Source organism: Eubacterium sp. 3_1_31 (assembly GCF_964249515.1).
In the GTDB taxonomy this organism is placed as follows: Bacteria; Bacillota_I; Bacilli_A; order Erysipelotrichales; family Erysipelotrichaceae; genus Longicatena; species Longicatena caecimuris.
In genome coordinates this window covers 1-23,709 of the sequence record NZ_CAXUBY010000016.1, presented here as the reverse complement: position 1 = coordinate 23,709, position 23,709 = coordinate 1, and the positions used below count along the sequence as shown (strand labels likewise).

General features: G+C 38.8%; 27 protein-coding genes. 4 read left to right on the top strand and 23 right to left on the bottom strand.

The window, feature by feature from the left end:
- Positions 1-425: 425 nt before the first annotated feature.
- From ACESSZ_RS08200 to ACESSZ_RS08100, 21 genes are all read right to left on the bottom strand, one after another.
- Entirely contained in the window at positions 426-848 is a 423-nt protein-coding gene (locus ACESSZ_RS08200) for an RNA polymerase sigma factor (RefSeq protein ID WP_096241080.1), read from the bottom strand.
- A gap of 3 nt (positions 849-851) precedes the next feature.
- Entirely contained in the window at positions 852-1,487 is a 636-nt protein-coding gene (locus ACESSZ_RS08195) for a sigma-70 family RNA polymerase sigma factor (RefSeq protein ID WP_096241081.1), read from the bottom strand.
- Between the two features lie 445 nt (positions 1,488-1,932).
- Complete coding sequence (locus ACESSZ_RS08190) at positions 1,933-2,289, bottom strand: helix-turn-helix domain-containing protein (RefSeq protein WP_096241082.1); 357 nt, start codon at positions 2,287-2,289, stop codon at positions 1,933-1,935.
- A 109-nt stretch (positions 2,290-2,398) separates the two neighbouring features.
- Entirely contained in the window at positions 2,399-2,737 is a 339-nt protein-coding gene (locus ACESSZ_RS08185) for a DUF6050 family protein (RefSeq protein ID WP_096241083.1), read from the bottom strand.
- A gap of 6 nt (positions 2,738-2,743) precedes the next feature.
- A complete protein-coding gene (locus ACESSZ_RS08180; RefSeq protein ID WP_096241084.1) occupies positions 2,744-3,919 on the bottom strand; it encodes a replication initiator protein A in 1,176 nt (391 codons plus the stop codon).
- Entirely contained in the window at positions 3,900-4,805 is a 906-nt protein-coding gene (locus ACESSZ_RS08175) for a ParB/RepB/Spo0J family partition protein (RefSeq protein WP_173725876.1), read from the bottom strand. The genes ACESSZ_RS08180 and ACESSZ_RS08175 overlap by 20 nt, the downstream gene beginning before the upstream one ends.
- Positions 4,798-5,574: a ParA family protein gene (locus tag ACESSZ_RS08170; protein ID WP_117802099.1), complete on the bottom strand. Its 777-nt coding sequence runs from the start codon at positions 5,572-5,574 to the stop codon at positions 4,798-4,800. Before ACESSZ_RS08170 ends, ACESSZ_RS08175 begins: the two co-directional genes overlap by 8 nt.
- 15 nt (positions 5,575-5,589) lie before the next feature.
- Positions 5,590-5,754: a hypothetical protein gene (locus tag ACESSZ_RS08165; protein WP_004612805.1), complete on the bottom strand. Its 165-nt coding sequence runs from the start codon at positions 5,752-5,754 to the stop codon at positions 5,590-5,592.
- Positions 5,741-6,208 carry a DUF6075 family protein gene (locus ACESSZ_RS08160; RefSeq protein WP_096241087.1) on the bottom strand — a complete coding sequence of 156 codons (468 nt, stop codon included), beginning with the start codon at positions 6,206-6,208 and terminating at the stop codon, positions 5,741-5,743. Before ACESSZ_RS08160 ends, ACESSZ_RS08165 begins: the two co-directional genes overlap by 14 nt.
- A gap of 285 nt (positions 6,209-6,493) precedes the next feature.
- Positions 6,494-7,810 carry a 23S rRNA (uracil(1939)-C(5))-methyltransferase RlmD gene (rlmD, locus tag ACESSZ_RS08155; protein WP_499842738.1) on the bottom strand — a complete coding sequence of 439 codons (1,317 nt, stop codon included), beginning with the start codon at positions 7,808-7,810 and terminating at the stop codon, positions 6,494-6,496.
- A 17-nt stretch (positions 7,811-7,827) separates the two neighbouring features.
- Positions 7,828-8,646: a YihY/virulence factor BrkB family protein gene (locus tag ACESSZ_RS08150; RefSeq protein ID WP_008689575.1), complete on the bottom strand. Its 819-nt coding sequence runs from the start codon at positions 8,644-8,646 to the stop codon at positions 7,828-7,830.
- Positions 8,647-8,655: 9 nt separating this feature from the next.
- Positions 8,656-9,135 carry a DUF4358 domain-containing protein gene (locus ACESSZ_RS08145; RefSeq protein ID WP_026006697.1) on the bottom strand — a complete coding sequence of 160 codons (480 nt, stop codon included), beginning with the start codon at positions 9,133-9,135 and terminating at the stop codon, positions 8,656-8,658.
- 115 nt (positions 9,136-9,250) lie between these two features.
- Positions 9,251-9,640, bottom strand: a complete 390-nt coding sequence (locus tag ACESSZ_RS08140; protein WP_008689579.1) for an inorganic diphosphatase — start codon at positions 9,638-9,640, stop codon at positions 9,251-9,253.
- 14 nt (positions 9,641-9,654) lie between these two features.
- Positions 9,655-10,677: an alpha-hydroxy-acid oxidizing protein gene (locus tag ACESSZ_RS08135; RefSeq protein ID WP_008689580.1), complete on the bottom strand. Its 1,023-nt coding sequence runs from the start codon at positions 10,675-10,677 to the stop codon at positions 9,655-9,657.
- 152 nt (positions 10,678-10,829) lie between these two features.
- A complete protein-coding gene (locus ACESSZ_RS08130; RefSeq protein WP_008689582.1) occupies positions 10,830-11,279 on the bottom strand; it encodes a hypothetical protein in 450 nt (149 codons plus the stop codon).
- A 214-nt stretch (positions 11,280-11,493) separates the two neighbouring features.
- Entirely contained in the window at positions 11,494-13,968 is a 2,475-nt protein-coding gene (locus ACESSZ_RS08125) for a heavy metal translocating P-type ATPase (protein ID WP_008689584.1), read from the bottom strand.
- Positions 13,969-13,982: 14 nt separating this feature from the next.
- On the bottom strand, positions 13,983-14,579 hold the full coding sequence (locus ACESSZ_RS08120) for a class I SAM-dependent methyltransferase (protein ID WP_008689586.1): 597 nt from the start codon (positions 14,577-14,579) through the stop codon (positions 13,983-13,985).
- On the bottom strand, positions 14,579-14,938 hold the full coding sequence (locus ACESSZ_RS08115) for an ArsR/SmtB family transcription factor (protein ID WP_008978771.1): 360 nt from the start codon (positions 14,936-14,938) through the stop codon (positions 14,579-14,581). The genes ACESSZ_RS08120 and ACESSZ_RS08115 overlap by 1 nt, the downstream gene beginning before the upstream one ends.
- A 263-nt stretch (positions 14,939-15,201) precedes the next feature.
- Positions 15,202-16,071 carry a hypothetical protein gene (locus ACESSZ_RS08110; protein ID WP_331866657.1) on the bottom strand — a complete coding sequence of 290 codons (870 nt, stop codon included), beginning with the start codon at positions 16,069-16,071 and terminating at the stop codon, positions 15,202-15,204.
- Between the two features lie 174 nt (positions 16,072-16,245).
- Positions 16,246-17,385 carry a glycerate kinase family protein gene (locus ACESSZ_RS08105; RefSeq protein WP_008689591.1) on the bottom strand — a complete coding sequence of 380 codons (1,140 nt, stop codon included), beginning with the start codon at positions 17,383-17,385 and terminating at the stop codon, positions 16,246-16,248.
- Complete coding sequence (locus tag ACESSZ_RS08100) at positions 17,386-18,732, bottom strand: alanine/glycine:cation symporter family protein (RefSeq protein WP_008689593.1); 1,347 nt, start codon at positions 18,730-18,732, stop codon at positions 17,386-17,388.
- 231 nt (positions 18,733-18,963) lie between these two features.
- On the opposite strand from ACESSZ_RS08100, the gene ACESSZ_RS08095 reads away from it, so the two are divergent.
- Positions 18,964-19,500: a DJ-1/PfpI family protein gene (locus ACESSZ_RS08095; RefSeq protein ID WP_331866658.1), complete on the top strand. Its 537-nt coding sequence runs from the start codon at positions 18,964-18,966 to the stop codon at positions 19,498-19,500.
- A gap of 71 nt (positions 19,501-19,571) precedes the next feature.
- On the opposite strand, the gene ACESSZ_RS08090 is transcribed toward ACESSZ_RS08095, so the two are convergent.
- The gene (locus ACESSZ_RS08090; protein WP_008978775.1) at positions 19,572-20,045 is read right to left on the bottom strand and encodes a GNAT family N-acetyltransferase; all 474 of its coding nucleotides are present in this window, start codon (positions 20,043-20,045) and stop codon (positions 19,572-19,574) included.
- Positions 20,046-20,516: 471 nt separating this feature from the next.
- Between ACESSZ_RS08090 and ACESSZ_RS08085 the strand changes: the two genes are divergently transcribed.
- The 3 genes from ACESSZ_RS08085 to ACESSZ_RS08075 all read left to right on the top strand — a co-directional run bounded on the left by ACESSZ_RS08085 (position 20,517) and on the right by ACESSZ_RS08075 (position 22,875).
- Positions 20,517-21,461, top strand: a complete 945-nt coding sequence (locus ACESSZ_RS08085) for a magnesium transporter CorA family protein (protein WP_008689599.1) — start codon at positions 20,517-20,519, stop codon at positions 21,459-21,461.
- 114 nt (positions 21,462-21,575) lie between these two features.
- Positions 21,576-21,710, top strand: coding sequence for a hypothetical protein (locus ACESSZ_RS08080; protein ID WP_331866659.1), 135 nt, complete (start codon positions 21,576-21,578; stop codon positions 21,708-21,710).
- Positions 21,711-21,801: 91 nt separating this feature from the next.
- On the top strand, positions 21,802-22,875 hold the full coding sequence (locus ACESSZ_RS08075) for a hypothetical protein (RefSeq protein WP_499842737.1): 1,074 nt from the start codon (positions 21,802-21,804) through the stop codon (positions 22,873-22,875).
- A gap of 64 nt (positions 22,876-22,939) precedes the next feature.
- On the opposite strand, the gene ACESSZ_RS08070 is transcribed toward ACESSZ_RS08075, so the two are convergent.
- Positions 22,940-23,623, bottom strand: coding sequence for a transaldolase family protein (locus ACESSZ_RS08070; protein WP_008689601.1), 684 nt, complete (start codon positions 23,621-23,623; stop codon positions 22,940-22,942).
- Positions 23,624-23,709: the final 86 nt, after the last annotated feature.

Sequence of the window (23,709 nt, the reverse complement as noted above, 5' to 3'; positions counted from 1 at the left end):
TAAATCGCATTTTCATTTTGACTGAGTCCTCTCTTTCTTCGATAATTTACTCCACTTTCGTTCAGGCTTACACCTGCATGAATCAATCATAGGAACCACCTCCCTTATGTCTTGGATTGACTTTTAAATAAAAACAGGATTGAGCTATTTAAGCCGCAAGAGGTAATTCGTAATCATTCCTGCCAAGGGTGCCTCTCATCCATTGCCCTTCACGTTGTCACCGAATGCCCGCCGCCAGATGCGTAGCTGGGAAATTCAGGTATCCTCTTGCTGCTGATATGAAATTGTCAAGGTTCACTTTTAGGGGGGAATTTATTGTTTTGAATTAAAATAGACATTTGCCCCTCCACTAACCGCATGTGTGAAAGGGCAAAAATTAACCTGTTTGAAATTTTTTTATAAAATTTTTTTGAAACAGCAAAAACTTACAAAGTTTCCAGCCTGTCTTTTAGTTTCTGCAATACTTTGTTTTTCCTGTTTCTGATTGTCTTTGTACAACACCCGAAATACTGTGCTGTTTTTTTAACTGTGTACTCTTCAAAAAATAATAATCTTATCAATTCCATTTCTTCTTCTGACAAATATTTCAGTGCTTCCTGCAGCTCTTGTATTTCTGACACCCTGATGACTATTTCTTCTGGTGATAATATATGCAAATAACTGTTGTAACTCGTTTCCCCTACTTTTTCTATTCCGCACACACCATTTTTCTGCATTTTTTCAAGCTGGTATCTTTCTTTTCTTCTTGACTGGTACCATGCCAGATATACGTCTCTGGTAACTTCTATGAGAGTTTCATTTACACGCAGCACATACCGTTGTCTTTCCTTTGGTTTTTTACCACGCATCTTTTATTCTCCCTTCTGAAGCACTCCGATCAGTCTGCCTGCATTTCTTCTCATTTTCTGCTTTGCCTGTGAAATACATTTTGATACTGCCGGTTCTGTAATTCCAAACACCCGTGACACTTCTCTTTGTGTACGCTGCTGAAAATAAATTTGATGGATCACCTGTCTCTGCCGGTCAGTCAGCAGATCCATGAATTCTCCAATAGCTTCTTCTATGATCAGTTTTTCAAGTACATTCTGCCTTTTATCCACCAATTCACACCAGCCTTCTGAAATATGGCTGTATGAAATGCAATTATTATGTTCTCGTACCTCCCTGTTCCTGCACAGCCGATCTTCACCTTCTAATATCAACCGCACATACCAGGGCTGATTATCAAAAAAATCTTCCTTAACAACTGTTATTTTTCTTCCTGCTTCATATACATAATCTCGACAGGTAAATAAAGGAAAAACCGTTCCATAATCACCCACGCAATAGAAAACATATCCTGTCTGATACGCAATAATTTCCGCACCATCTATCAGTCTCTGCTTTACAACTGCCACATCGTTTTCTCTTAAATACCTGGCGGACGGAACCTTTCTTCTTTCTTCCCTGTTACCTACAACCTGTTTCAATTCCTGCAATGTCAGCATGATTACCACCCTTCTGCCTGCTGGCAACAGGTGCCCATCAGCAGAAAGGATAGGATTATTACTGATCTACTGGCAAAAGGGCAGTAAAAAACAGCTTCCGGCACACCCGTTTTTTTTAACGAGAGCCTGAAACTTCCTTACTGCCCTTTCTGCTAATTTACAGCATCCTCTATTTTATTTTCCGTCTGATGTCCCGGTCAGACTTCTTTGCATTTCTTTCCGTTTTTATGTTCTTTTCATTTTCCATTAAAACAGAATAGTCTCCCATTGCATCATAGGGACACTGCTTCCGATAGATTAAATTTTCTTGTCTGGTCATCAATCCTATCTCCCTTCCTTGTTTCTGTCTCTTTCTCTCTGTTTGCTATTTTAACAGCACAAAAAACTATTATCCTTAGCATATATGGGGAGTTTTTTTGTTTTACACCCCATATATGGTGAAATTTCACCTGTACTCATTAAAACTTTCTATCAGTGAATCTATTGTCTGCATGATAATTTTCTGCTCTTTCCATTCCATCTTCTGAATACGATAAAATACTTCCTCAAACTGCTTTCTTTTTTCTGCATCGTCCCCCTCTTTTCCCATCAGGATATTGGCATCTGTTTCCAGGATCTCAATCATCTTCCTGAAAATCTCAACAGACATTGCCGTTTGCCCTCCTTCTATCCTGCTGACCGTATTGACACTGATACCTGCTTTTTCCGCAAAAGATTCCTGTGACAACTTCATTTCCTGCCTGCGTTTTCTGATCCGTTCTCCCAATTCAATAAGTTCTGTGGAAATTGCACGATTGCTCAATACGGTGTCTCCTTTCCTGCAATTTATCCCAGCTTTACGACATTGTGTCGCAAAGTTTCCAGAAAAAAAGCAGCTAATTTTGTCTTAGCTGCTTTTCAAAAGATCTATTTCATTTTATTCTCGGTATTTTATGTATTCCTGTAATAACTGTGAGCAAGAAAACACTAAGATAAATGATTGCCTGTCCAACCATTGCCAGAAGAACGACACTTCCTATCAATCCTCCGATCAGAAAATTCATTGTCCATACTGCCAGTGTTCCTCCAAGGTCAAACCCTCTTGGAACCATCCAGACACACATTTTTCCAATTCCGAATGGTATCCCCATCAGTAGCAACAGCAATAAATAATTGCACTTCCCATCCTGGATACAAAGCGGTCTCAACACTGCAAACAATACAACAATCACCAGTGCTGGAACAATAACTTTTTTTATCATATTTCTCATGTTCCTTTATCCTCCATACATATCGTGATTAACCTCTGCCTGATAATAGCTGTTTATCGTTGCCGGGGCATTATACAGGGCAGTCAAAAGATATGCTTTAATGTTTCCAACCTTGGTCGTATTTCGATTCAGACAAAACAGCACATATTCGATATGTGAATAATTCAGCTTCATAAACCTGCTTTTCACCAAAGCAACTGGCTTTTCTGTCCCTGCAATCCGAATCATACTGTCCTCCGGCATCATCATAACTTCAATCATCAGTTCTACCAGTTCATCCACATCTTCTCTGGCATGATATTGATAATCTATATTTTCATGAATCACTTCCCGATATGTCCGCATCTCCTCCATCACATCCCTTTTCTTTTTCAGATTACCTGATATGATTGGATAGGATTGATTTATCTCAGTTTCACTAATATCAGTCTTGTTAATATCAGTATTATTAGATTGTGATTTCGGATATTCTGGTTTTGTGATTTCCACTATTCTTGAATGATGATTTTCACCATTTTGGAATTGTGATTCTGAAAATTCTTGATTTGTGGTTTTCATCATTCCTGAATTGTGATTTTCACCATTCTGTAATTGTGATTCCACACAATCCTGAATTGTGGATTTCACTACTCCTGAATGATGATTTTCACAATTCAGAAAAGTGCCTGTTTTTTCCCTATTCTCAGCTTCTGATTGCAGATTTGCACATTCTTCATGGTTTCCCTGCTCAGATTGCAGATCTGCACATTTTCTATGATTTTTCTGCTCTGATTGCAAATCTGCACAGCTATCCATCGGCTTTTGGTCTGGCACTTCTCTGAGCATAAAATTTTTCACATAAATAACATTAGGCTTTCCCAGTCCCAAACGTTTCTTTTCAATCAGTCCAATCCCATTATTACTGTCCAGCTCTTTTACCAGCTTCACTGCCTTTTGGGTTCCACAGTTCATCAGCTCTGCAATTTCTTCCACCGTGAAAATAATATATACTCTGTCCTCTGAATCCAGCCAGCGGTTCTTAATACTCAGGCTCATACGGTCCAGCATCAGGCCGTATAATACCTTTGCTTCACAAGAAAGAGCTTTAAAGCATGATTCTGTAAACAGCACTTTCGGGACACGATAAAAGCTGTATTGTTCCGCTTCCATTCCCGTAAAATAATCAAACTGTATCTTCTGCATCTGCTACTCCTTCTCTGTTTTCTTTCCACTTATCCAAAAGCATAAAAATAACTTCTTCTATCTGTTCTTTAGAATATGTCTCTGGAAAATAATTGCCGATTTTTTTTGCCGGAATTGTTACATTGATTTTACTGTTTTCTTTTTTCAATAAAACGGCATAGATATAACCCTGAGTTAATTTTCCATTTGCACTGCATTCCTTTAATTGTTCTGCCTGTTGTTTTGTCGGAAAGATATTACTGTTGACAATTCCTTCCAGAAGCCATTCCTGTTCCTGTGGTTTCAGATAAGACAATTTTTCACCCACAATCATAGGGATTTTATTATCGTCCACATATTCCAATAATCCATCTGATAATGAAGCCAGACGAATATATCTCTGCACGGTTCTTCCACTGTCCCCGGCTGTTTCACCAACCATATCTGCCGTATATTTTTCGCCTTTACTTCCCTGATGTTTCATAGCGTCATATTTCATCTTATAGGCATGAGCCTTTTCACTTGGCAGAATATTTTCACGCTGAATGTTGGAATCGACCATAATTATGACAGCTTCATCATCTGTATAGTTTCGGACAAGGACCGGCATAGTTGTTTTGCCACACAGTTCACAGCCTCTTTTTCTCCTGTGACCTGAAATCAGTTCATATCCACCTTCTGATCGGGGTCTTACCAGAGCAGGATTTAAAACACCGTAGTTTTTAATACTCTCTACTGTCTCATCCATTTTTTCATCATCGCTCACACGAAATGGATGATTTTTAAAAGGATAGAGCTTTTCCAGTTCTATTTCCACAACCTGGTTCATACTCTTTTCCGGTGATTCTTCTAATCCCAGTAACTCATCATAAGAGGTAAGCTGAATCTCTTTTTTCGGTCTACGCATGTTTCAACACCTCCTGAACCAGTTCTCTGTAACTGTCTGCCCCTTTGCTTTTTCCATCATAAGCAAATATACTTACACCTTCAGATGCTGTTTCTGCAAGACTTTCCGTTCTCGGAATCGTCTGCTCAAAAATCTTAATGTCATTTCCATATGTAGTTTTAATTGCCTGTTTGTTTCTCTTTGCATTATTGTAACGGCAATTATCCATTGTGAACAAAATACCTTCTATCTGCAATTCCGGATTAAACCTCTGATGGATTCCTTTTACCACTTTCAGTAATTCCATAAGTCCATCTGCCGCATAATATTGTGGCTGTACCGGAATCAATACACTGTCCGCTGCACTCAACGCATTGATTGTCAGCATTCCCAATGATGGCATACAGTCAATCAGAATATAATCATATTCATCTTTCAATAGTTCCAGATACTCTTTCAGTACTTTTTCCCTATCCTCAACAGTAAATAAGGACATATCCATTCCGGCAAGCAATTTATTGGACGGAATCAGATCCATCCCTTCTTCATGGTGCAAGACTGCTTCCTTTGGATCAAACTCCAGTCCCATGATGATATTTTCCATCATACTCTTTAAAGTCACTTTGAGATTTTTTGGAAATCCCAGTCCCATTGTCAGATGTCCCTGCGGATCTGCATCTACCAGCACTACTTTTTTCCCATTCTTTGTCAGTCCGGCTCCCAGATTGATGGTTGTCGTTGTTTTGGCTACTCCGCCCTTCTGATTTGCAATAGCAATTACTTTACACATATACTTTCCTCCGATTTACTGTTTTTCTTCTACTTCTACATAAACACGAAAATATTTACTTGTTCCTTTATTTGCATAAGCATCAGATACTTCCAGGACATCCAATTCTTTATGCTTTTCCAAAATACGACGAAACCATTGAATATCCTTTAAAGTACCCTGTAATCTAATTTTCAGCATACATATCCTCCCAGTCTTTGTAAAAACAATACTCTGGATAACGGATTTTAATGGCTTCCCAAAAATACCGGGCATATCCGCAGCAAAACAGATCTTCTACGGTATAATACTGACACTCTTTTAACTGATCTTCCTCTGCCTCATAATCTCCGACACTTGGTGTTCCATTACAGTAAAGGTTAAATGCCATACGGACAATCCGTAAACTTCCACTAGTCTGCCATCCTTCCAGCAGGCATTCCGTTTTTACACATCCAGTTTTAAAATTATAGATTTTATTCACATTATTTCTTGTGTCTCTGTCGATACCCAGGCAATAAACCAAAGCCCGATGGTAGACATCCTGATATCTGCATTTTTTCAGATATTCCTCATAAAATTTTTCGTGTTCCCTGCTCTTGAAAGTAATTGTGCGAGAATTGCTATTCTCTGCTCTTAACGCTGTGTTTGTCATTTTCATTTTCCTCCTGAATTTTTAATATTTTGGTATAAAAAGACACTCCATTTCTGGAATGCCCCATAAAAAATAGGGACACCCGCTTTTAACAAGTATCCCTATAATCTATCAAATATCTGATAGTCCACTATTCACTTTCATATTCAGGATTTTTTGTGTTCCCCGTACCGAGGTCTAAGGCAACCACAACGGTGACTCTCTGCACAAGCAACTTTTCCTTGTGATTTTCACCGATTTTGTTGAAACTGAAAAACTCTACAAAGTGCGTAAATTCAAGGATTTCTAGATATCTTTCCTTTGTAGTCCCACCACAGTCTCCACATGAGGAGTATGTGGGAACATATCAATCGGTACTACTTTTTCCACATGATAACAACTCTGCAATACTGCCAAATTTTTCCCAAGCGTTGCTGCATTACAAGACACGTAGACGATTTCTTTAATTTTGCTGCGCAAGATGCATTCCAACATCGCATCATCCAATCCACTGCGCGGCGGATCGACAACCAATACGTCAATTGTACGCTTTTTCGATAAATAGACAAGCTTATTGGCCGCATCATCACACACAAAAGACACATGTGCACAGCCATTCTTTTTCGCATTGCGATTCGCATTTACAACAGCATCCTTAATGCTTTCAATGCCGATGATTTCTTTTGCTTTATCCTTAAGGTATAAAGAAATGGCACCGATTCCACTATAAGCTTCAACGATGAATTCATAATTGCCTGAAATCATGGACGCAATGGTGCGATATAGCTGAATTGCCTGTTTGGTGTTTAACTGAAAGAATGAACGAGGTGAAATTTCCAAATCCAAACCATCCAGATGCAAGGGCAATAATTTCTCCCCTGCCAGAAAAATCATTTTCGGACCAAAAATTTCCGGTGTTTTCTTAATCGTATGTATGCTTTGCCACAAGCTGTACATGCCCGGTAAGCGCATCAGCTTATCAATTGTCTGAGGCAACAATTCATCTTCTCCGGTAATGATCGTACATTGATAGCGATTGTCAAATCCTCGTACGACTAGATTACGAATCCCACTTTTCTGATGGTGATCATAGCCAAGATAGCCATCAGCGTTTAATATATCCATAATACGTGCGCGCATTTTTTCTAATTCATCTTCATGTACAAAACAACGGCGGATATCAATAAAATAATTTGAATTGGGCATAAACAATCCGCTTCCCAAACGCTTCTCTTCCATCGCGCAAGGCATCTTAAATTGATTGCGATAGCCAAATATATCTGCACTCGGTAAGACATTCTGTATTTTTCTTGGATTTACCTGTGCATATTTGATCAAAGACTGTTTCAACACATCTTTTTTATATTCCAATTGCCGTGGATAGCGAGCGATCATCAAAGGACAGCCTCCACAGATATGCTGCATACGACATTTCGGTTGTATACGGTCCTTACTTTTCTTTATAATGCGGTTTACTTCTCCAATGGCATAACGCTTTTTACGCTCTACCACACGAATATCAACCTCTTCATCAACCAATGCCCCTGCTACAAATACCGGCAATCGGTCAATGTAGCCGATACCTTCCCCATTGATTCCCGTTTTTTTAATTACTACTTTCATATGTTTACCTCTATTTCCTATAGCTTTTCTTTTATTTTATCACTGATGGTTCGTGCCCAGTGAAAGATGCGTTCATTTTTCATTGGCAATTCTGCTTCACGACCATATGTTTCTTCCATCACCAAATTCAAACAGAATCCGAAGTATATGATACAGGAAATCAGATAAATTGCCAACAACAATGTGACAAGGGATGCCAATGGTCCGTACACGTCTTGATAAGATGTAAAATATTTTACAATTGTTACAAATAACGTGGCCAATCCCATAATACAAATCGTCGAAAACATTGCCCCCAATAACCCAAAGCTCCAATCATGACGGCGAAAACTTAATGCCCGATACATCATATAGAAGAACATCAGCATGATCAAAGAAGAAATCAGAGGGAGAAATTCTAAAAAGTTTGTCGCAATAAAAATGGCAGCTACAATAATAATCGCCAGATTGACAAAGAGTACGACTGATTTAATACGAATCGACCATTTTGGAACATCGACTTCTTCATGAGATGCGCTAATCAAAAGAAAAGAAAAAATACTGCGACTTGCCAGATAAAAGGAAACACACATCGTAACGATAAAGGATAAGATACTATAATCCTTACTCGTAAAAAACTGAAACAGCTGATTGATCGTTTCCAAGTTGCCATCCGGTATAAAATTCATGATAAAGTTGAGAATGATCGTATCATCAAGATAAGCGAATTTAAACATCAATGCAAATATCAGCAAAGATGGAGCCAGTGCTAATAAAAGAGAAAAAGAGAGCGAGTATTTAAAAAGGCTCCCTTCAAAGGAAGTGAATTCACGATACAAACATTTTATTTTGTACATAGCTCACACCTACTTTATCTCCTGCATATAGTGTACCACCTTTTTTGCGTCTTCACCAAGAACAAAATAATAATATTGCCCAATGCGCCCTTGCAATGCCGAATCTATTAGCGTATTCCCATCCATGAGTATCCCCGCATAGCGCTGCTTCAAATCTTCTTTATGTTCTTGAATAGCTTTTTTCAGCATGGTATCTGCCTGGGGCTTGGCTAAAAACAGGGCTACCTCACTCAATTGTGCCGGAATAAGTGCCTGTTGAACACGGCAATCCTTGATTTGTGTCATATCCATATGATATTGCTTCTCTACTTCCTGTAAGCTTAGCGCTTCATCCTGTAACAATCCCATCTTCCAATGACCATCCGCAATCTCTTCATTTATTTCCTCTATGACTTTTTCCATATCTATATTCCCATCTTCAAAACTTCCTGGTTTTGTACACGCGCATAGAACAAAAAGACAAAGCCATAAACAAATGATCTTTTTCATATGCATCCCTCCTGCTTCAGTATATGAAATCAGGTTTTTATCCATACCTTTCAAGGGATGACGCTTTCTTATTGCGCTTTCATTTTTAACAAAAAAAGAAGCTGAACATGTCAGCTTAATCGTTAACGGCCCATTCTGGAACATCGTTTCCTCTGCGAATCAATACCGCTTTTTGGAACTCTGTCTGATTCAGGAACTCTAAAATATCATGTTCCTCTTCTTCATTGCAGCCAATCAATAATTTTACTTCACAATCCTTTTTCAGGATATCGGCACTAATAACAACTGCCTGTACCAGATTGCTTTTTTCACTGCCCTTAAATACATCAATCGGTGCTTGATCAGAACCTGTTGTATCATTTAAATATCCATAATCAACAGGGTAAATCATATTGCTATACTTGTAATGACAAGTGTTGCGTGGGCGGTCAATGACCAGTTTGCTTGATAGATACAAGGTATCTAATTTTTGCCAGAAAAAGGCATTATTCTCAAATGAACTCATAGTCGTCCTCCTATTTAAAATGTAACTATAACTTTATCTCTGGTAATATCCTGAATGCTCTTGCAACCGGACATTGCCATTGCTTCTTTTAATTCAAGCTGAATCTTTTCCATATAAATGCGGATACCTTCTGCCATGCCGCCGATCACTGCTTGTGATGCAGGGCGGCCAATCAGAACACCGTCAGCTCCTAATGCCAATGCTTTAAAGACATCATTACCGCTACGGAATGCACCATCCACAAAGACTTTCATACGTCCATCCACAACGTTTACGATTTCTTCCAACATTTCAATACCACTTGGACTATCGTCTAAAACACGTCCACCATGATTTGAAACGATGATTCCATCTGCCCCAGCTGCCAAAGCTTTGCGCGCTCCCGCTACGCTGAGAATGCCTTTTAAAATAAAGGGCACCTTGCACATGGCTTTTATTTCCTTTAAATCCTCTACGCTTTTAAAACCAACGGGCGTCACACTGTTTCGCAAGTTAGAAAGACCACTGGCATCAATATCGGAAGCAATGGCCAATGCATTTCCTTCATTTGCCAGTTCAATGCGCCATTTCATATGCTCATATTGCCATGGTTTGATGGTCGGGATACCATATCCATTGTGTTGTTTTACAATTTCCATTGGTCCTTTAAACATTTCATCATGCATACCATCACCGGTGAATGCTAATGTATTTGCCTGCAGACAACCCTCAACCAGTTCTCTGGTATAATCATCATCACGCATCTTAGCGCCATAATTTTGTTCAATACCGCTGATTGGTGCTGCATACACCGGTAAAGCTACCGGATGTCCGAAAAAATCGGAAGCTGTATCAATTTCTTCATTGGAAGTAATTGTATCCATCTGAATCAAAATCTTTTTCAGCATTTCACTATTTCGCACAAAGGCGCTGCCACTGCCCTTTCCGCCGGGACCCGGAGTTTCACCGCGACAGGCTCTGCCATCACAAACAGGACAGCATCGACATTTGGCACACTGTGATTTTGCGTTTGCATAAACCTCATTCCATGTCTTCATCTTCACACATCACTTTCTAAAATCAAAAAGGATCTCATTACGTATTCTTATATATTATACTGGTGATGAAAGAAATTATCAATAGTTTTAGAAAATTTTCACAGTTTCTTTCATTTCATATCATCTAAAATGCGTATCTTTCTTATTGCACACTATTTCATACCCTCTAAATCGTTCTTAGCGACCCACTCCCAAAATCGATCCGGTTGAAATTGGGTGTAGCCTTTTTGCGCATCCGCAACTTCGCCATTCTTGATGTAATAATAATGCGGTGTCTGATCCGGACGATCCAGATATGCCTTTAACTTATCCACATCCTCATTTAGATGCTCCACTGTATCATCTCGCATGATCGTATCATAAATGACCAAGTTATGATCGTTTATGGTATCCTTAAGCATTTCTAGCATAGCTTCACAATATTCACATTGCTTACGGGTTACCAACAAGACAAAGCTTTGCTTTTTCTGTATTTTTGCGATGGCATCATCCACACCAATTTCTATAACCTTGCTTTCAGAATTGGTTTTTTTCGATGTTGTGCTGACACATCCTGTCATCACCAAGGCGAAGGTAAACAAACATATGATAACTTTTTTCATATCATCACCTCAATTACATATAAATGGAAACCCCATTATAACAAAAATCAATTCCCTCTTGCAATCTTTTCCATAATTTCACATAGAATATTACAAATAGTTACATCATCTTCCAAGGAATAACATTTTTCCTTTAATCTTTTGCATCCTGCTGCTTTGGATAAAGGAAAAAGATGCAATCTGTTTTTTTGATTACATCTTTCATATTGCTTTCTTATTTCTTTTTCATACGTAATATCCGCATCGAATTTAAGACAGCAAGCAAGGTGACACCAACATCCGCAAAAACGCCCATCCACATATTGGCAATACCAAGAGCTGCCAGTACTAATACAATTCCTTTAACACCCAAAGAGAAAACGATATTTTGCCATAGTACATACATCGTTTTACGGGCAATCCGAATTGCTTCACTTAAAGCAAGTGGATCATCTTTCATTAACACGATATCCGCTGCTTCTATGGCTGCATCACTTCCGATACCACCCATAGCAACACCGACATCCGCACGGGCCAACACAGGCGCATCATTCATACCATCACCGACAAATGCCAGTTTATGTTTGGCATCCTCTTGTTGCAGCAATTCCTCAACTCGTGCTACTTTATCCGCTGGCAACAATTGCATATGCACTTCATCCAATGCTAATTCTTTTGCCACATGTTCGCCAACTTCTTTGCGATCTCCACTTAACATGATACAGCGTTTGACCCCATTTCGTTTTAGTTCCTGAATTGCTTGTTTACTTGTTTCTTTCATTTCATCATTGATCAGCACATAGCCAAGATACACATTTTCTTTCGCTATGTGAATGATGGTGCCCGGTGTCGGACATGGAACGGTCGATATGCCATGTGTCCGCATCAGTTTCTCATTACCTAACAATACCTTCTCTCCATGAATGGTAACCTGTATGCCGTTACCGGCAACTTCTTCATAATGTTCTAGACAAGATGCATCTATCGTTTTTCCATAAGCTTCTTTGATAGACAGGGCAATAGGATGAGAAGAATGATATTCACCATATGCCGCCAGTTGCAGCAATGCTTCTTTACTGCCTTGCTGTGCATCGACCTTTACAACGCGAAAAACACCTTTGGTCAGCGTTCCCGTCTTATCAAATACCACAGTATCAATATTCTGCAATGCTTCTAAATAATTACCACCTTTTATCAAGATTCCCTGTTTACTGGCAGCACCGATTCCGGCAAATAAGCCTAATGGAATGGATACTACTAATGCGCAAGGACAAGAGACAACCAGAAATGTCAAAGCACTTTCCAGCATATCCATAACATGAATTTGATTGCTAAACAAAGGAGGCAATATCGCCAAAGCAACTGCTAAAGCAACAACACTTGGTGTATAGACTCTGGCAAATTTGGTGATGAATTTCTCCATTGGTGCTTTTTTACTGCTGGCATTTTCCACTAGCTCTAAAATACGAGATACCGTTGATTCCCCATATGGTTTGGTAACCTTCATGGTCAATACACCACTTAAATTGACAACCCCAGCCAACACTTCATCATCTATATGGACATCGCGAGGCATACTTTCTCCGGTTAATGCTGACGTGTCCAACGCACTGCTTCCTTTTATAATTATCCCATCCAATGGTACGCGTTCTCCCGGTTTCACAAGGATGAGCTCACCGATTTTGACATCTTCCGGTGTTTTTTTGATTTCCTGCTCTCCATCAAGCACATTTGCATAATCGGCGCGAATATTCATTAAGGAAGATATGGATTTTCGAGAACGATTTACGGCATAGGATTGAAACATCTCACCGATTTCATAAAAAATCATAACCGCAACAGCTTCTTCATAATCCTGTATCGCAAAGGCGCCAATGGTTGCTATACTCATCAAAAAATTTTCATCAAACACTTCACCTTTTAACACATTACGCATAGCTGTGATAACAACTTTACCACCGGCAAACACAAAGGCTGCCAGAAAAATCCATACGCTATAAGCTGTTTCATGAAAGAAAAGTCCTACAAGAAAAAGGAAAATTCCACTATACAGTTGAGCATTGTTGCGAAAAGAAAACATACTATATTGGGGTTCCATTTCTTGCACCTTTTTTTCTTTTTCCACAAGAACGCCATCTTCTAAGGTTGGTATTACCTCCATGATTTTCATCAGCGTTTCTTCTTTTTTCATCTTATCTTTCATCTGAACAAATAAGATCCCATTTGAAAAGTTCAAGCTGGCATCAGCTACATTTTCCATGCCCGCTACATGGCGTTCTATTTTGGCCGCACAGTTTGCACAATCTAACCCTGTAAGATACAACTTGTCTGCCCCTTGCAGTTCCCGTACTTCTTCTACATGTGCATGTGTACAAGAACAACCATCATGATCATGATGATGTTCATGTTCCTCGTCATGAGAATGTGCATGTTCGCAACAGCTGTCTTCCTGTGCATGTACATGTTTCTGCGATTTATTTTCCATCGATTTCTTTTGCTTAACTTCACGTGGTACAACCTCAGGTTCAATGCTTGTCACTGTAGAAAGGATTGCTTCCTCTATTGTCGCATCTTCATACTCTACATATAACTTCTTTGTGACAAAATCCACATTGGTCTCTTGTACCCCCTTAACTTTTGCTACTTGTCGCTCTATTTTCATTGCGCAATTTGCACAATCCAAGCCTTCTAAGACATAAATCTTCTGCATTCTCTCTACCTCCTTTATTTACGACGCGCGATTAGACAATACCCCTTGTCTTTCCCCATTGTTAATAGGGATTCCTTTGTAAAACCATTACTTTCCATGCTCTGTAGGATCGTTTCTTTTTCATAACAATGAAACATGGGAAACAGCCTTCGTTTGCGTTTCAGCCAGGATGCTGAATAAAAAGCAATCACACAAATGCTGTCAGGTTTTCCACAGCGATATAGTTCCTGAAACCCTTGATCCAGACTTTCCCAAAAATATATCGTATTGATACTATATTGATACGCAAACATTTCATCTTGAAACGGCAGTTCTTCGACCTTTCCATATACTAGTTCCGTGCCTTGCAAAGCTTTATCCTGCCGGGCTTTTTTAATCATTGTTTCACTGATCTCTACTCCATAGTATGTGCCAGAATGAAGACGCAATGCTTTTTTAAGTACTTGCGCATTGCCAAAGCCAACATCTAAAATCGTTCTTGCTTCTGTAGTTTGCAGATGCATGAGTACCATATCATACATCTTATGATTCATAAGATTCATTACTTTAGTTGCTAACCTGCCACATATGCCATTGGGATGGGCGAATTGTTTTCCAATTGTATTTAGCATTAATGTTCTAAGATATGCGCTAAACCTGCATCATAGATTTGTTGGATATGTGCATCATCTAAAGAATAGAAAACATTTTTCCCGCTTCTGCGATATTTAATTAAACGATTCTGCCGTAAGACCGATAGCTGATGTGATACTGCGGAATGTGTCATATCTAAAAGAAAAGCAATATCACAAACACAAAGCTCTTCTTTAAATAACATACCTAATATCTTTAATCTGGTGGGATCCGCAAACATTTTAAACAAGGCAGATAATTCATTCCCCGTTTCCACACTCAGCATGTCCGCTTTGATTCTGGCAATGACATCTTCATGGATTTGCCGTTCTTCACATTCTAGTTTTTCTTTTGCCATCACATGCATCCTCAACTTTCTAACATATGAACAATTGTTCATATATTTTGCAAACCTATTATATGTCATTTTTCTATGCTTGTAAACACTTTTTATGAAAATTGAAGGAGTTCGATGAATCGAAAAGACTTCTTTCTCATCCTTCCATTGCTTCGTGATGGATAAAAAAAGAAGTAGAACATCACAAGCAGAGCGTGAATGATTATCCTACTTCCTGTTTTTTACCATAATATTATACAACGTTTTTTCTGCATTCAACCAGTTTACTTTAAGGTTGCCAGTTCGTTCGCATACGCTTTGGCTTTCTTTTGATCGTTTAATCTTTCATACACCTGCTGTTTCAGTTCTAATAGAAAACATAATGTATCTTCATTCGTCGATTGTTCTGTATACGCTTGGCGTATGATAGGCTCCATCGAGTCTAATTTCTGCAAGATCCAACGCTTGGTTTGGGTACTGTTAATATCATCATAATACTTTACGCTATTTGCGTATTGTTCATCCGTGATCAAAGCCAACTGCAAGAGGCGCAAACAATCTTCTTCGCGCTCTTTTTGATAGCGGGGAAAGATCACATCCAATTCTTTTTGATAGGTTGGAAATGATGAATAAAACAATCCTATCAAATACTTATACATATCTGTATATTCATTATCCCAAACAGTATCGCCTTTTAATAATTTCTCTTTGTTTTGAAAATAGCTGTTTTGCAATGGTTGTCCGTTTTCTATCTTTCGCTTTACAAGCTGCTTTATTGCTATGTGTGGTGCTTCCAGCATAAATTGTTCTTTACCATCACGATATGCAATTACTACCTTGATACGATTACTCATGTGTCGATTAGCGACATCAAACAGGCTTCTGTCCTTCATCTTCCAGACATGTGGTGTTTGCATAATATCCTGCATGAGATCATCTTGAAATACTTGATTTAAAGGATAACGACCCATCACTTTGATAGTTTCTTTGTCTTGCTGATAAGCAAAGACAGAAATTGTCAGATCATGGATAGTTCCATCCACTTTTTTCAACAATGTTATTTGATAATCATCATATGTATAAAAATAATCGTATGCAATATCAAACAATTCCCCTTTGACGATATGATCATTCGCATAAAAAGTCTTAAGCAATCGCTGCTCCTTTTTACTTAGATCTGTTATCTCATAGGAAGATAGATGATCATGAAAGAAGTATTGTACTCCCTATATAAGAAGCAATAGACTACATAGTAAGCTGCCAATGACCATCAGCCATTTCCGTATTTTCATAAGAGTCCTTTCATTATTTGCTTATACCTTCTCTATTCAAGAATGATTTTTAAAATACCAAATTGTCCGCATAATGCCATATGCAGCTAATTCTAATTTTTCGGGTGCATTTTCTAAAGCTTGTTGGAACGTCATGGCACGATCGGCAATGCTATAAATACCAACAAAGCCTAACTCATATAGATCCATATAACCAATGCCTAAGGCTCCACTGATACAAATAATTGGCTTATCATGTTTTTTGGCCACTTTCAAAATACCAGCCGGCACTTTGCCATACATCGTCTGACGATCACTTTGTCCTTCTCCGGTGATGACCAGATCACAATCTTGTATCTGATCTTCAATGTCACTATAACTCATTAACAACTCAATGCCCGGCATCATCTTCGCCTGCAAAATGCCTATCAATACAGCACCAATTCCTCCGGCAGCTCCACCGCCTTCAAAAGTATCAATATCCACATGGGTATAACGATAAAGCTGATCGCGATAATTCTGCATCGCCATATCCACCTTTTTGATTTGATTAGGAAAAAAGCCCTTTTGTTTCCCAAAAACATAAGTTGCCCCATTTTCCCCCAACAAATGATTTTTCACATCACAAGCCGCAATCAATTCAATACCTTCTAATTTATTTAAACGATTCAAATCAATATAACGAATCTTTTCCAGATTCATCGCTTGCGGAGATAAATATTTATGATTCATATCATAGAAACGCGCGCCTAAGCTTTGTAACAGCCCCATACCGCCATCATTGGTAGCACTGCCTCCCAAGCCAATGATGATTTTTTTACAGCCTTTTGCTACAGCATCCAAAATAACCGTACCAACACCGAAACTACTGCCAAAAAATGGTGCTCTGCGCTCTCTTTCATGCATATTCAAGCCGATAATATTCGCCACTTCAATCACCGCACAACGGCCATCTTCAATGATGGTATACTCGCTCATGATTTTTTTACCATACGCATCACTGGTCTGTACCGGCTGTTTTATGCCATGACAGGTTTCATGAAAAGCCGCAACCGTACCTTCTCCCCCATCACCAATCACGTAGGATACCGTTTCAATAGAGGTATCCAGACGGTGGATACCCTTTTCAATTTGTGTGGCTACCTGTCGTGAAGTCATACATCCTTTGTAGGAATCACAGGCAATTACTATCTTCATCTAATCACTCCTATGAACGCGCAAGTATTCTTTCGTTAATTTTACCACAGTTTTATATAAAAGCACTAGTGAAATCAGATTTGGTATGGCCATAAGACCATTTAAGGTATCTGCGACTTCCCAAACAAAGCCCAGTTCCATACCACAGCCATATATTAACAAAACAAGAAAGAGCAGTGAATAGCAAACAATCATGATACGTGTTTTGAATAAATAATGAAGACAGGTGATTGCATAATAGTACCATCCTAAGATTGAAGGTAAAGCAAAGGATATGATGGCAATGGCAAACAGCATACCACCAAAAGAACCAAACCCTTCTTCAAAGCAAGCTACGGTCAAGGCAACACCTTCCAGACTTTGGCCCCATGCATCACTGGATAAAACGACAAGACCTGTCAATGTACAGACGATAATCGTATCAAAGAATACTTCAAATATGCCCCAAAAGCCCTGTTCTACTGCATTCACATTTACAACAGCGGCATGTGATAAGGGAGAGCTTCCCATACCAGCCTCATTAGAAAATACGCCGCGCGATATGCCATAATGCATTGCCCGGGAAATGGCAAAGCCACTGATACCTCCGGCCGCGCTCATGAAATCAAAGGCATCATCAAAGATGAGCGTGAAGACATGTGGCAATTCATCCATATGCAGAAGCAGTAAATAGATACAAGCCAGCACATAGCCAATCGAAATGATGGGAATGATTATTTCATTAAAACGCATAATTCCTTTCGCCTTGCCTAGCATGATGATGCCGATGATCAATGCCAATACAATACCGATAAGCATAGGGGAAAGAGGCAGATACGTTTGCAAGGTGTGGGCAATCGTATTAGCCGGTGTCAGATTACCTATCCCAAAAGAGGCAAACACACAAAATACAGCAAATAAAACACCAAAAAATCGCAGATGCAAGCCATGTTCCAGCGTCGTCATCGGACCTCCGATATAACTGCCGTCTTCACTTCTTTCACGATAGTGAATTGCCAAGACAATCTCTGCATACTTGCTCATCATACCGGGGATGGCACTGATGAGCATCCAAAATAAGGCACCTGGTCCTCCCATGGTCAAAGCAGTGGTAACCCCTACGACACTGCCAACACCCAATGTACCGGCTAAAGCTGTCGATACTGCTTGAAAAGGTGTAATACCTTCTTGGGCATTGGTTTTCTTTAAAGCCCCAAGGGTCTTATGAAATATCAGTTTGATCTTACGAAAAGGTAAAAAATTTGTCACGATCATCAGCCATATACCTGTAAACAATAAAAAGAAAATCATATATTTGCCCCAGACAAAGCCATTCAGCACTTGATTGATGTACATAAGCTTGTTCATAGCCACACCTCACCTATGCTATAGTGTATTCCTTTGTGAAACGAAAAATGATGACGTGATGGCAGCTTACGACCTTTTTATGCTATGCATATCCCTGTTTCTTTCTTGAAAATGATTTGCTTATCCTGCATCAGATAGATAGTACTCTGTGCTTCTTTGATAAAAGATGCATTTACTGCCCACTTGATGAAAAATAGGCGTATAATGATGTTGAAAAAAGGAGGCATTTTTATGAGAGTGTTATGTATTTTAACGGATGGTTATGAAGAATTAGAAGCTGTAGGAACCATTGCTTTATTAAGAAGAGCAGGAATTGACATGGATATCAGTGCCGTATCCGCAAAAGAAGCATGCGGACGTTTCCATATCACGATGAGCAATCTGTTAGATCTGGATACGATCGATCCGAATGCATATGACGTTTTGTTCTTCCCTGGAGGACCACATTATCAGAAATTAGAAGCCAATGATAACGTCATGGCTATTTTAAAAACCTTCATGGATGCAGATAAAGTTGTTGCCGCTATTTGTGCAGCACCGACCATATTAGGCCGTCAAGGGTATTTAAAAGGTAAAAACTACACCTGCTTTACTAGCATGAATGAAGATTTCGGTGGCACGTATGTAGATCAATATACCGTAACGGATGGCAATCTGATCACCGGAAGAAGTGCAGCAGCTGTAATTGACTTTGCGTTTGCTATCATTGAAAAGCTAGCAGGTAAAGAAAAGGCCGAAGCAGTAAAAAACGAAATCTATTATTATTAAAAGACTTTCATTATCCTAAATAAAAAGCATATGTGATTGCTGTCAAATGACGCTAGCCATATGCTTTTTTCCTATTTACAAGTAACTTCTTCCGTTTTACAAATCATCATTTGACAGGGATTCCATTCATCCCATAATGGTAATACCTCTACATCCACAAAATTAAGCGAACGATAAAAGGCATAGGTTCTTAAATAATATTCATCTTTTGCCTCAGGTGCCAATGTTTTCACCTGAAGATAATAATAACCATGCGTCTTTGCATAGGCCACTACCGCTTGCATCATGGTGTTGCCAATTCCCTGACGATGATAGGTTGGCAAAATCCCGAGCACATACAGTTCTAAAGTTTTCTCGCTCGTTGGCTTTAAGGTGATAAAACCAATCAGCTTTGTTTCCTCAAAACAACCAAGGACAGTAAGCTTTTGACTTTCTACTACATAACTTTCTAAAGAATCCGGAAGACCAAACCAATCAGGTAACGCTAATAAGATAGTTTTGATATCCGCTTTTTCATCCATGTTTAATAAACGTATTTCTCGCATTTTTTTCATTCCTTTCAATAAACATAAAAAAACAGCACTCCTTGTGCCGCAAGCATAAAAATCCTAACGGCAAGGACAAAATTAGGTAACATAAAAATGGATGATTCATCCTTATGCCCTATTCTCGTTATCCATTTACCGTTGCCGACAGCAGAAATATCCACCATCGAAAATATCGCCTCCAAATTAGCTTATCGCTTTGTTTTATTAAGTTTACCATATAGAAAAAGAAAACACAAATTACGAAATCAGCTGGGTTATCATGGTTATCCTTTAAAATAGGATATAAATTATAAAAAAAGTTATGTAGGACACTCACAAGTGAAACGAACTGTGCTATAATAAACAAGCTAAGAAGAAAGAAGGTGTTGTATATGTCTCCAGAGCCGGAAAGCCCATGTCAAAATAAGATAAGAAAACACATAACAGGAGGCAGTATACAAACCAGCCTCCTGTAAAAAGGAGGTACGTATGATTGAATTTTACAAAACTTTTGGCACGATGACCAAAAAAATCGACAAACCAGAAAAAGGATGCTGGATCAGCGCTATTGCGCCTACCCAAGAAGAATGTGATTATTTAATTCAAGAAATTGGTGTTCTCCCTGAATTCGTCAAAGCGAGTTTGGATGAAGAAGAAAGTTCTCATATCGATCATGATGAAGACGAAGGACAAACGCTTGTCATTGTCGATTATCCTAATGCTGATGAAGATGAAAATACAGATGAAAATACATTGCTTTATACAACCTTACCACTTGGTGTTATCATTATGAAGGGTTGTATCGTAACAATCTCTTTATATGATAATCTCAATATCGAAGATATGGCAAAAGGTCGTATTAAAGGGATGAATACAGATCTTAAAACGCGTTTCTTATTATTGCTGCTGTTGAAGATTTCACAGCGTTTCCTAATCTATCTGCGTCAGATTGATCGCGTATCTTCAAGAACAGAACGTAATCTTCACCAATCTATGAAAAATAAAGAATTGATTCAAATGTTGGGCTTAGAAAAATCTCTTGTTTACTTCTCGACTTCTTTAAAATCAGATGAAGTTACGCTCAATAAGATCATGCGTGGAAAGCTGATCAAACTATATGAAGAAGATCAGGACATCCTAGAAGATGTGATGATTGAAATCCATCAGGCAATCGAGATGTGTAATATTTATTCCGGTATTCTATCAGGAACGATGGATGCCTTCGCTTCCGTCATCTCTAATAACCTAAATATTGTTATGAAAGTATTAACCGTTATTACCATCGTCATGGCGATACCAAACATTATCTTCAGTTTTTATGGTATGAATGTAGAAGGTTTGCCAATTCCACAATGGTGGTTCCCTACCTTAGTCGCCATTATTGCCTGTGTCATTGCCACCTTTATCTTTAAGAAAAAAGATATGTTCCATTAAACATACGCCCATAGTCATCTATGGGATTTTTTATGCGACATCTTTAGATATTTTAAGCCATATATGGAAATAAAATCATATATGCTACAATAAAGCGCAAGGGGGAATCAAATTATGGAAAATCAACAACATACGACACACATTCTGCGACGCATTGTTGTAGGCTTATGCTTAACGATGTTTACGGTGCAATTTGCTACCATTGATCGGTATAGGTCTTATGACCTACCATCTATGGACATTACATAGACACAATGCATACTTTCAGCATGCCTTTTTCAGCGAGATTGGATTGGCCATTCTCTTTCTAATACAAACAAGCTTAGCTGCTACTCCTTATATGGATGGTATCTTACTGCTATCCATCGTATCCATCGCGTTACAAGTATATTTTATCCAACAGTTTTCAAAGGCGATAGAATCACTTTATATCGATGCGCAGCTAACACAACGCTACCCTATGAAGAACGTACGGATTGCTTATCTGCTCTATATCCTTTTCGTATTACTAAGTTATTTCTTTCTTCTATTTGGAATTATTGCCATCATCATAGGATTGGGATTGCTTATTTATATAGCATATCAGCTGTTTCACTCCATTCATCAATTATTGAACGCCGATATCCAAATAGAAACAGAACAACCTCATGTTTCCTTTTTCGCCATCGCTCTTATTTACACAAGCGTTCTCGCCATTGGAGTGTATGGAATGACCAAAATGTTTATGACCTATGAAACCGTGTCCTATGAAGAAGTAACACCAGCTTCTACCCAAGTACAAAAAGCGCTAATCAAGAAAGGCATGCCACAAGCTATTGCTGCAGAATTATGCAATGAAGATGCCCTTGTTCTGAATACGGCAACGAACTTCAAAGTAAAAACCACAAAAATCCATTATGGTGAGCTGCCTGCATTTCCTTTCATCAGTGTGACTGCTAGAAGTACGGATGGTGCGATCATGATCTTAGGATTCATCGATTGGAAACAGTTGCCAACGACACATACTGCCATGATGAAAGCACAATTGACGATGCAGAAACTGGAAGAAGATAACACCATGGTTAAGTATGTACAGCTCTATCAAGAGAACAAACACCATTATGCCAGTGAAATTTATGATGATGAATCCTTCTCTTTCAAAAAAGGAAACAAACGTAAGAGTTATTTTATCATGCAATACGACTCGCCCTATCAGGAAAAGTGCCTATTGCATATAGACATCCTATATCGCAATGATGCATTCGTTTATCCTTACCGTGAGTTCACTACGTATCAAGCAGGAAACAGTTTCCCAGATGCTTTGGTACAAACCTATCCCTCCTACGGAGTTTCCCACATCACGTTTGATACAGAAATTAACGTTGATGGAAAAACCTATTCAAAAGATACGCATGAACAAAACGATGATTTATAAATAACTTTAGATAAAAAATACCTACTGCCATATTGGTTACACAGTAGGTATTTTTCTTATCTTTTTATTTAGCCGCATCCAGCATCGTACTGTCTTCTCCACACAATGCTTCAAAGTCTTTTGTAAAGACATCAACAGCAATTCTTGCGGCATCTACTTTAATCAAGCCTTCAATAACATCCGGAGCAATCGTACTAGCTCCTAACCCATACTTCGCCAATTCCAGCACCTGTTGGGAATTTTTAAAGCTTGCGGCTAGTAATTCTGTTTTTAAACCGGCCTTCTTCAGCATATCATGAATATCTTTAGCAACCTGAATACCATTGCTGCCAAGATTATCAATACGATTGACATATGGTGCTACATAGGCAGCACCGGCTTTCCCTGCCAAATATCCCTGCATTTGATTATAAATAGCTGTTCCTGTTACATTTGCACCTTCTTTGGCCAACAGACGAATTGCCTTTAAGCCTTCCGGTATCACCGGCACTTTAATAAAGGTATTTTCCCCAAGCACTTCCTGAATCTTATGCGCCTCTACCACCATATCCTCTGCTTTGGCGGAAATGACTTGTACATGTAAATCCGCATCTTTCCCAATGAAAGCACGAATTTCTTTCAATACCTCAAATGGATTGCGTCCAGTCTTTTTCAAAATGGTAGGATTGCAAGTGACCCCATCTACCGGATATACCTCATAAATCTTTTTAATCTCCTTAAGATCTGCGTTATCTACTAAAATTTTCATGTTATTTTCTCTTGTATTATTTAATTACCCAAGAAACAGGTAATTAAATAATATCTTCCTTTCTTGGGAATTCATTAAGCTATATA